Here is a 9,610-nt window from a genome sequence, read left to right as displayed (position 1 = left end):
GTTATAAATTCATCTAGATTAAAAATAGTTTTTTGTGGAAGAATAGCATAATATTTTCCTAAATCATACGTATTCATGGCATCAGAGACCGTAATCATTTCTTCATGTAACTTCTCACCTGGACGGATACCTACTACTTTTTGTTCGCAATTAGGTCCAATTGCCGTTGCTACATCTACAATTTTATATGATGGAATTTTTGGAACAAACACTTCTCCTCCCCATGCTTTTTCTATTGCATCAAAAACCATCTGGCAACCATCTTCTAACGAGATGTTAAAACGTGTCATTTTTGGGTGCGTTATAGGTAAAACCCCTTCTGCTCTTTTCTTTAAAAAGAAAGGCATTACCGAGCCATTAGACCCCATAACGTTTCCATATCTTACTACTGAGAACTTAACGTCTCTTTTCCCTTTAATATTATTAGCTGCAATAAATAACTTATCTGAAGCTAATTTAGTTGCTCCATATAAATTTATCGGTGCTGCTGCTTTATCTGTTGAAAGTGCTACAACATCTTTTACACCACAGTGTAAGGCTGCTGCTATAACATTTTCTGCCCCTAGAATATTTGTTTTTACACATTCCATAGGGTTATATTCGGCCAAGTGTACATGCTTCATTGCTGCTGCATGAATAACAATATCTATCCCTTCGAAAGCGCTAATTAAACGCTCTTTATCTCTTACATCGCCTATAAAATAACGAATAGCTGGATATTCATGTTCTGGAAAATCCATTGCCATTTGAAAATGTTTTTGTTCATCTCTAGAAAGAATAACTAAACGTTTAACTTCTGGGTTACGTTCTAGAATTAATTTGGTAAACATTTTTCCAAAAGAGCCTGTCCCTCCTGTTATTAATATCGATTTTCCGTTTAAATCTAAATTCATATTCTTACTATTTATATATTCCACAGAAATCTATGGCGTTTTTTGTTTTCTCTAAAGTTAAAAATTCTTTGTGTGCTACTAAATAGGCGATAATATCTGCTTCTTCAATAGCTTTTTTAGTTGGTATTATATTATAATTTTTATGTGTATCTATATTAGGTTCCACTGCAAGCACATCAAAATTATCCTTTAATAATGTATCTACTACCAATACAGCTGGGGACTCTCTTAAATCATCTATGTTAGGCTTAAATGCTAACCCCATAGCAGCAATTTTTGGTTTTTTCCCGTTATTTAGTTCAAATTGTAATGCAGCATTTTTAATTTTTTCTATAACCCATTCGGTTTTATAATTATTTATTTCTCTGGCTGTTCTTATTATTTTTGCTTCTTCAGGAAATTCAGAAACAATAAACCATGGGTCTACTGCTATACAGTGCCCTCCTACTCCTGTTCCTGGTTGTAGGATATTAACTCTTGGGTGTTTATTTGCTAGTCTTATTAGCTCCCATACATTTATTCCTGCTTTATCTGATATAATAGATAATTCATTCGCAAAAGCAATTTGTACATCTCTAGAAGAATTTTCTACTAGCTTACACATCTCTGCTGTTTTGGCATTTGTTTTATGTAGTTCTCCTTTTACAAAGTATTTGTAAAACCAAGCAGCTTTATCTGTAGATGCTTCATTTACTCCTCCTATGGCTCTATCATTATGCTCTAATTCATGAATTACATTTCCTGGTAAAACTCGTTCTGGGCAATAAGCCATAAAAATTTTGCCTTTTAAGTCTGGTCTTTGTGAAAAAATAACTTGCTCCATTTTTTCTGTTGTTCCCACTGGACTTGTAGACTCTATAATTATTAAGGCTCCTTCTTTTAATGTAGATAGAATTGCTCTAGTTGCAGATTCCACATACGAAATATCTGGTTGATGGTTTTCTTTAAAAGGCGTTGGTACAGCTATTAAATAGACATCTGCCTCTTCTGGAGTTGTGCTTGCTTTTAAGAATCCTTCTTTTACTACATGGTGTACTAAACCATCTAAATCTGGTTCTACAATATGTATTTCTCCTTTATTTATTGTATCGACTACTCTTTGGTGTATGTCTACCCCAGTTACATTAATACTTTTACTTGCTATTAATGCGGCTGTTGGAAGCCCTATGTAACCAAGCCCAACCATTACTACTTTTGGTTTATTACTCATTATAGGTTAGATATAAATTTTACGATTTTACTACATCCTGTTCCATCTCCATATGGATTATGTAGCTTACTCATTTTAGTGTAGGCTTCTTTATCTTTTAATAGATAATTAGCCTCTTTAATTATTTTATTTTTGTCTGTTCCAACTAAAAAAACAGTACCCGCTTCAACGGCTTCTGGTCTTTCTGTTGTGTCTCTCATTACTAAAACCGGCTTCCCTAAGCTTGGTGCTTCTTCTTGTACTCCTCCACTATCTGTTATTATTATATAGGACATATTCATTAACCAAACAAATGCTGGGTATGATAGTGGTTTTATTAGTTTAATATTTTCAACATCTCCCAATAGTTCATATACTGGTTTTTGAACATTTGGGTTTAAATGAACAGGGTAAATAATTTGTGCGTCTGTATGTTCTATTGCTAATTGTTTTAGCGCACTACATATATCGATAAATCCTTGACCATGATTTTCTCTTCTATGGCCAGTTACTAATATTAGTTTTTTAGATTGGTCTACAATAGTTTTTAAATAATTAACCTCATCATCATTATAGTTAATAGAGCTTACTTTTTTTGAACTAAATTGAAGTGCGTCTATTACTGTATTACCTGTAATTATTATATTTTTTTCTGATATATTTTCGTTTAATAGATTTTGTTGAGAGGTCTCTGTTGGTGCAAAATGATAATCTGATACACTTCCAGCGATACTTCTATTAACTTCTTCTGGAAAGGGGGATCTTTTGTTAAATGTTCGTAAACCAGCTTCTACATGACAAATTTTTGCTCCTGAATAAAATGCTGCTATACTTGCTGCCATGGTTGTTGTTGTATCTCCATGTACGTAAACGTAGTCTGGTTTAAATTCTTCTAGAACTGGTTTTAAACCATTTATTATATCTGCTGTTAAAGAATATAAGTTTTGATTTGGCTTCATTAAGTCCAAATCATAGTCCGGTGTTATTTCAAAAAAGGATAAAACTTGGTCTAGCATCTCTCTATGTTGAGCTGTTATACATACTTTTGTATTAAACTCATTATTATGTTTTAAAAATTCTTTAACCAAAGGCGCCATTTTAATAGCTTCTGGTCGAGTACCAAAAATGATTAGATTTTTTTTCATAGGGATTCTATAATACAACCTGTTTTTTGAATGCTTATTTTTTCAATTTGCAAAAGTACTGTTTTATATATTATTAATAACATGTTCAATATTTTTATTCTATTAAATACTATAATCTAGCTGTAACTATTTCTTTTGGCAAGAATCCTTTTAAATCAAACAAAACGGTATCTTTTTTGACTATATTTTTCCAATCAAGCAACTTAAATTCCTTGTGTGCCACAGCTAAAATAATACCTTGATAGTCTTCTATTATTTGAGAGATTAAATCAATATTATATTCTTTTTTAACTTCATCTTTATCGGCAAAAGAGTCGTATACATCTACTTTAAAACCAAACTCTTGTAACTCGTCTATTACATCTATAACTCTAGTATTCCTTATATCTGGACAGTTTTCTTTAAATGTAATACCTAATACTAAAATTCTATTGTTTTTAATTGTATGTCCTTTTTTTGCTAATAGTTTTACTAATTTATTAGCCACAAACATACCCATATTAGAATTTATTCTTCTTCCTGCTAAAATAACTTCTGGGTGGTATCCTAATGATTCAGCTTTATGTGTTAAATAATATGGATCTACACCAATACAATGCCCTCCAACCAAGCCTGGAGTAAATGGTAAAAAGTTCCATTTTGTTTTGGCAGCTTCTAGCACTTCATGTGTATCTATTTCTAATTTATCAAAAATAATCGCCAATTCATTAATAAATGCAATATTTAAATCTCTTTGTGTATTTTCTATTACTTTAGCTGCTTCTGCTACTTTTATAGATGAAGTTTTATGTGTCCCCGCAAAAATTATTAGCTTGTATAATTCATCGACAAAATTTGCTGTTTTTGGTGTACTTCCAGATGTTACTTTTACTATATTATTTATTTTATGCTTTTTATCTCCGGGGTTTATTCTTTCTGGTGAATAACCACAATAAAAATCTTCATTAAATTTTAAACCACTATTATTAGCTAAAATTGGCACGCAAACTTCTTCTGTACAACCGGGATAAACTGTGGATTCGTATATAACTACATCTCCCTTTTTTAAAACAGAGCCTACAGTTTTACTTGCCATTTCTATAGGTTTCAAATTAGGAGATTTTGATTTTGTTATTGGTGTAGGAACTGTAACTATATATATATTTGCCGCTCTTAAATCTTCTACGACACTTGTAAACGTAAGTGTTTTTGCAAGTTTTAAATCTGAAGAGGATACTTCTAATGTATGATCATTATTAGATATTAATTCATTTATTCTATTTGTATTAATATCAAAACCTATTACTGCTATTCCTTTTTTGGAAAACTCGACTGCTAATGGTAATCCCACATAACCTAATCCTATTACAGCTATTTTATTTTTATTCATCATTAATATTAAAAAATTAAAAAAATGATATTTTATAATCGTTTTTTGTTCTATTCTATAGAATCAGTTAATATAACTCTTTCTATACTATATTCCCAATTAGGTGCTGTTTTAGCTACAAGGTTGTTTGCTTTGCTTTTAGACAAAACACTATATCTAGGTCTTTTGGCCTTAGTTTTAAAAGAATCTACAGGAGTTATTTTTGATATGTTATAATGATTATAGTGACTAGCTATTTCTATTGCAAAATCATACCAAGTTGCTTCCCCTTCATTACTATAATGATAGACACCAAAATTTCTACTTCTAGACAATATTAAGGTATAAATAAATTCTGCTAAATCAATACAACTTGTAGGAGTCCCTGTCTCTGCTGTTGTTATTTTAAGCGATTGATTTTCATTAATCTTATTAACTATTGTTTTAAAAAAGTTTTTTCTGTATTTAGAATATAACCAAGAGGTTCTTATTATAAAATACTTCACAGTAATTTCTTTTATATATTGTTCTCCAGCATACTTTGACCTACCATATTCATTTAGTGGATTAGCCATATCTGTTTCTAAGTAAGGAGTCTTTTTTTCGCCATCAAAAACGTAATCTGTAGAAATATGTATTAAAATTATGTTATTTTTATTACAAATAGTTGCTATATTTTTAACTGCTTCCGCATTAATTTTAAAAGCAAGCTCTTGAGAATCTTCTGCTTGCTCAACATTAGTATATGCAGCACAGTTAATACAGTAATCAAAATTAGTTTCTTTAAAAAAAGCTTTAAGTTTTTCTACATTACTAATATCTAAATCCGCTTTTTTAACAAAAACAAATTCAATATTCTTGTCGTTTTCAAAAAACAATTCTTTTATAGTCTGCCCTAGTTGTCCATTAGCTCCAGTAACTAAGACTTTTTTATTATTCATAATTTTGCGTCTTCAAGTTTTGGCAAAATTGCATCTTTTTCTGAAATATTCAATTGATTTGAAGGTAATTCCCAATCGATATTTAAAACTGGATCATTATAAATAATACCTCCTTCTGCAGTTTTATTGTAAAAATTATCACATTTATATGAAAAAATAGCAATATCACTAAGTACAACAAATCCATGAGCAAAACCTCTTGGGACAAATAATTGTTTTTTATTTTCGCCACTTAATTCTACAGAAACGTATCGTCCATATGTTTTAGAATTCCTCCTAATATCTACAGCTACATCCAAAACATTACCTCGTATAACACGAACTAACTTAGCTTGCGCATATTCACCTGTTTGATAATGCAACCCTCTTAAAACACCTTTAGAAGAATAAGACTCATTATCCTGAACGAAAGTTGTTTTTGTTCCTGTTTGTTTATTAAAAAGACTATTATTAAATGTTTCAAAAAAATAACCTCTTTGATCGTAAAAAACCCTAGGTTCTATAACAAAACACCCTTCAAGATTTGTTTCAATAACTTTCATATATAGCTGTGTTATTTTTCTAAAATGCTTAGCAGGTGCTTGCCATAGCCGCTTTTTATTAATGGTTGTATAAGGTTTTTTAATTGATTTTTGTCTATGTAACCCATTCTGTAAGCTACTTCTTCAATAGCTCCAATTTTTAGCCCTTGCCTTTCTTCTATTACCTGAACAAACTGAGAAGCTTGCATTAGCGAATTAAAAGTCCCTGTATCTAACCAGGCAGTTCCTTTATCTAATACACTAACTTTTAATTTTTTCCGCCTTAAATACTCTTTATTAACGTCTGTAATTTCTAATTCTCCTCTATGACTTGGTTTTATATTTTTTGCTATACGAACTACATTATTATCATAAAAATATATACCAGGTACTGCATAATTAGATTTAGGTTTTTTTGGCTTTTCTTCTATAGAAATTGCCTCTCCATTGTTATCAAATTCTACAACACCGTAACGCTCTGGATCTAAAACATGATAAGCATATATAATACCTCCTTCTGGATTATTATTTGCTTGTAGTAATTTTTCTAACCCTGTTCCATAAAATATATTATCTCCTAATATTAAAGCGACTTTATCTTTACCTATAAATTCTTCTCCAATTATAAATGCTTCTGCTAACCCATTAGGGGCCTCTTGCACTGCATATTGAAAATTGCATCCAAACTTTTTTCCATCACCTAGAAGAGCTTCGAAAAGAGGTAAATCGTGAGGTGTAGATATTATTAAAATCTCTTTAATTCCTGACGACATTAATGTAGATAAAGGATAATATATCATTGGCTTATCATAAATAGGCATTAATTGCTTACTTACCGCCAACGTTAATGGGTGCAGTCGTGTGCCTGATCCTCCAGCTAGTATTATTCCTTTCATCTATTTTTTATAAATTATTTTTAAAAGAACTAATTATCATACTTCTTTAAATACCAATCAATGGTTTTTTTAATACCTGTCTCAAAGTTTTCATCGGCTTTCCACCCAAGATTCATTTCTATTTTTGAGGCATCTATTGCATATCTAAAATCATGCCCAGGTCTATCTTTTACAAATGTTATCTGTTCTTTATAAGATTTTTTAGATGGTTTTATTTCATCCAAAATTCTACAAATAGTGTCTGCTATATATAAATTATCTCTTTCATTTCTACCTCCTATGTTATAGGTCTCTCCTGTTTTACCTTTTTTGTAAACCAAATCAATGCCTTTACAATGATCTAAAACATATAACCAATCTCTTATGTTTTTACCATTCCCATAAATAGGTATTTGCTCTCCTGTAATAGCTTTTCTAATTATTGTAGGAATGAGCTTTTCGTTATGTTGTTTAGGCCCATAGTTATTAGAGCAATTGGTAGTAACTACATTCATTCCATAAGTATGAAAATAACTTCTAACAATAAAATCTGAAGATGCTTTAGATGCACTGTATGGACTATTAGGAGCATAAGGTGTTTGTTCAGTAAATAACCCATTTTCTCCTAAAGTTCCATAAACTTCGTCTGTAGATATATGGTGAAATCGACAATCTTCATAGCCTTCTTTTATTTTATTAGGCCCCTTCATCCAATATTTTTTTGCTGTTTCTAAGAGATTAAATGTCCCTACAATATTTGTATTTATAAATGCTCCTGGATCGGTTATAGAATTATCTACGTGTGACTCTGCAGCAAAATGAATAACACCATTGAAATTATATTTATTAAACTGTTCTTCAATTAAATTACCATCACAAATATCTCCTTCGATAAAGGTGTAGTTTTCATGATTATAAATTTCTTTTAAATTAGTCAGTTCTCCTGCATAAGTTAGTTTATCTATATTTACTACCTTGGTGTTTTTATTTTTTTCTAAAAAAAAAGGTATAAAATTAGAACCTATAAAACCTGCTCCTCCTGTGACTAAAACCGTATTAGTTTTCATATTGCATTGCATATTTTATAATTCTTATTATTATATAAATCAAGCATAACATAACAAAAGCTAATAATGGAAAAATAATAGAATACCTTTCTTTAAAGGTGATTTTTTGATTTCCTACTCTTTGAAAACTAGATATTACATCTACAAAAACATCTTTAGATATCGCTTTTTCTTCTAACTCTCTTAATTGCTCTCTTAATTTTATTTCTTTTTCAAGTAACTCGTATTCTTTTGTTCCTGATTTTTCTTGCTGCAGAGAAAACCCTCCTAATTTAAAATCCTTACTAGGATTCTTTGTTTCTTCTTGTAAAACATCTATATAAATTCTTTGTAGGGAGTCTACTTCTTTTAAGTTTTCAAGAATATTCTTTTTTTCTAACTCATATAATTTATTCTCTTTCTTTTTCTTTCTTTCAGAAAAATCATTTGTGAATGCCGAATTAATACCATATTCTAAATCTTTAAAAATATCCTTTTTGTAAGATTCTACTGTTATTAAAAATAAGCTTCCAGAATATATACTTCGATTATCTATATAGTCTTCGAATGATACATTTTCTACACTAGAACTGTCTAATGCTCTTAAAAAACCTTGATATTGTAAAACTTTATCGTTTTCTGTTTCAGGTCCAGGTTCAATTTTAAAAGATTTTACTTTATCTATATCAATCTTTACAGTATCGTTTTTTACGAAAATAGCTTTTAATGTATTATAATCTTGATTGGCAATTAGAGCATTAAAATAATTAATATTAGTAACTAACTGATATTTAGAGTCAAAATATGGCCTCACCAACATGTCTGAGCTATATACTTTGGGTTTATTTCGCTCAAGAACGTATCCTAATATAGCAGTAGCAATAATTACACTTGCAATTATTTTCCAATTAATAACAACAGACTTAATAATAATTATTATTACTGAAAAAATTGACTTTAAAATGGAACCTATAAAATTAAAAAGTCTAGTAAACAGATTGCCTATTATATTAAAAAATACAACTAAGTCGACTTCTTCAGATGTATTTTTATTCGATGGTAATTCTTTACTCATAATTGCGGTAAAATGGTTAATTAAATATTTGTTTTAAAATCTTTCTAGTTATTAAATAGGTTGGTCGAACTCCAGAGGTTCCTAACCCTCCAGATGCTAAAGTACCTCCTGTTTCTAATGGGTTATCACTAGCATAATAAGCATATCTTACTTTTACATCTAGGTTAATACTTCCTCTTACTTTTGATGACGCTTGAATAGCTTTTTGATAGTGTGCTCCCTCCATTTCTAATCCAATAACATTCCATGTTGAATTGAAAAAGAACTTTAATATGTCTTTATTTTGTAATGATGTTCCTAACACCGAAATCATAGAACCTTCGTATACATCTACACCTTGCCCTTCAAGATCAGACTTACTTAATTCATTTTTAAAAGGATAATTATCTGCTGTGCCTTCAAAAATATGTGCAGACGGTATCATTATATCTCCTTTTCCTCCTTCTAAAATTCCAGCCTTCCCCATTACAGAAATAGATTCTACATTTAAGTGAACTTTAGTACCTTTATCCCCATAAGGTTTTAAAAGTTCATCTATAGTTTCATAAGCTTGTTCACCAAAAGCATAATCCATAAC

10 protein-coding genes are annotated in these 9,610 nt (G+C 30.1%); all 10 read right to left on the bottom strand.

Annotation, left to right across the window (positions count from 1 at the left end):
• A partial coding sequence (gene pseB / locus ACVC2P_RS16540) for a UDP-N-acetylglucosamine 4,6-dehydratase (inverting) (RefSeq protein ID WP_452599561.1) occupies nucleotides 1-893 on the bottom strand: 893 nt, incomplete at its 3' end.
• A 7-nt stretch (nucleotides 894-900) separates the two neighbouring features.
• Nucleotides 901-2,103, bottom strand: coding sequence for a UDP-N-acetyl-D-mannosamine dehydrogenase (wecC, locus tag ACVC2P_RS16535; protein ID WP_452599560.1), 1,203 nt, complete (start codon nucleotides 2,101-2,103; stop codon nucleotides 901-903).
• Nucleotides 2,103-3,227, bottom strand: a complete 1,125-nt coding sequence (wecB, locus tag ACVC2P_RS16530; RefSeq protein WP_452599559.1) for a non-hydrolyzing UDP-N-acetylglucosamine 2-epimerase — start codon at nucleotides 3,225-3,227, stop codon at nucleotides 2,103-2,105. Before wecB ends, wecC begins: the two co-directional genes overlap by 1 nt.
• A gap of 109 nt (nucleotides 3,228-3,336) precedes the next feature.
• Complete coding sequence (locus tag ACVC2P_RS16525; protein ID WP_452599562.1) at nucleotides 3,337-4,596, bottom strand: nucleotide sugar dehydrogenase; 1,260 nt, start codon at nucleotides 4,594-4,596, stop codon at nucleotides 3,337-3,339.
• Nucleotides 4,597-4,646: 50 nt separating this feature from the next.
• Nucleotides 4,647-5,516, bottom strand: coding sequence for a dTDP-4-dehydrorhamnose reductase (rfbD, locus tag ACVC2P_RS16520; RefSeq protein WP_452599558.1), 870 nt, complete (start codon nucleotides 5,514-5,516; stop codon nucleotides 4,647-4,649).
• Nucleotides 5,513-6,058: a dTDP-4-dehydrorhamnose 3,5-epimerase gene (gene rfbC, locus ACVC2P_RS16515; protein WP_452599557.1), complete on the bottom strand. Its 546-nt coding sequence runs from the start codon at nucleotides 6,056-6,058 to the stop codon at nucleotides 5,513-5,515. The genes rfbD and rfbC overlap by 4 nt, the downstream gene beginning before the upstream one ends.
• Nucleotides 6,059-6,069: 11 nt before the next feature.
• A complete protein-coding gene (gene rfbA, locus ACVC2P_RS16510) occupies nucleotides 6,070-6,933 on the bottom strand; it encodes a glucose-1-phosphate thymidylyltransferase RfbA (RefSeq protein WP_452599556.1) in 864 nt (287 codons plus the stop codon).
• Nucleotides 6,934-6,962: 29 nt separating this feature from the next.
• A complete protein-coding gene (gene rfbB, locus ACVC2P_RS16505; RefSeq protein WP_452599555.1) occupies nucleotides 6,963-7,979 on the bottom strand; it encodes a dTDP-glucose 4,6-dehydratase in 1,017 nt (338 codons plus the stop codon).
• Entirely contained in the window at nucleotides 7,969-9,033 is a 1,065-nt protein-coding gene (locus tag ACVC2P_RS16500; RefSeq protein WP_452599554.1) for a hypothetical protein, read from the bottom strand. Before ACVC2P_RS16500 ends, rfbB begins: the two co-directional genes overlap by 11 nt.
• Nucleotides 9,034-9,049: 16 nt before the next feature.
• Nucleotides 9,050-9,610, bottom strand: a 561-nt coding sequence (locus ACVC2P_RS16495; protein ID WP_452599553.1) for a DUF6909 family protein, incomplete at its 5' end; no start/stop codon positions are given.

Source organism: Pontimicrobium sp. MEBiC01747, assembly GCF_053601635.1.
This window is presented reverse-complemented; position numbering and strand designations above follow the sequence as displayed.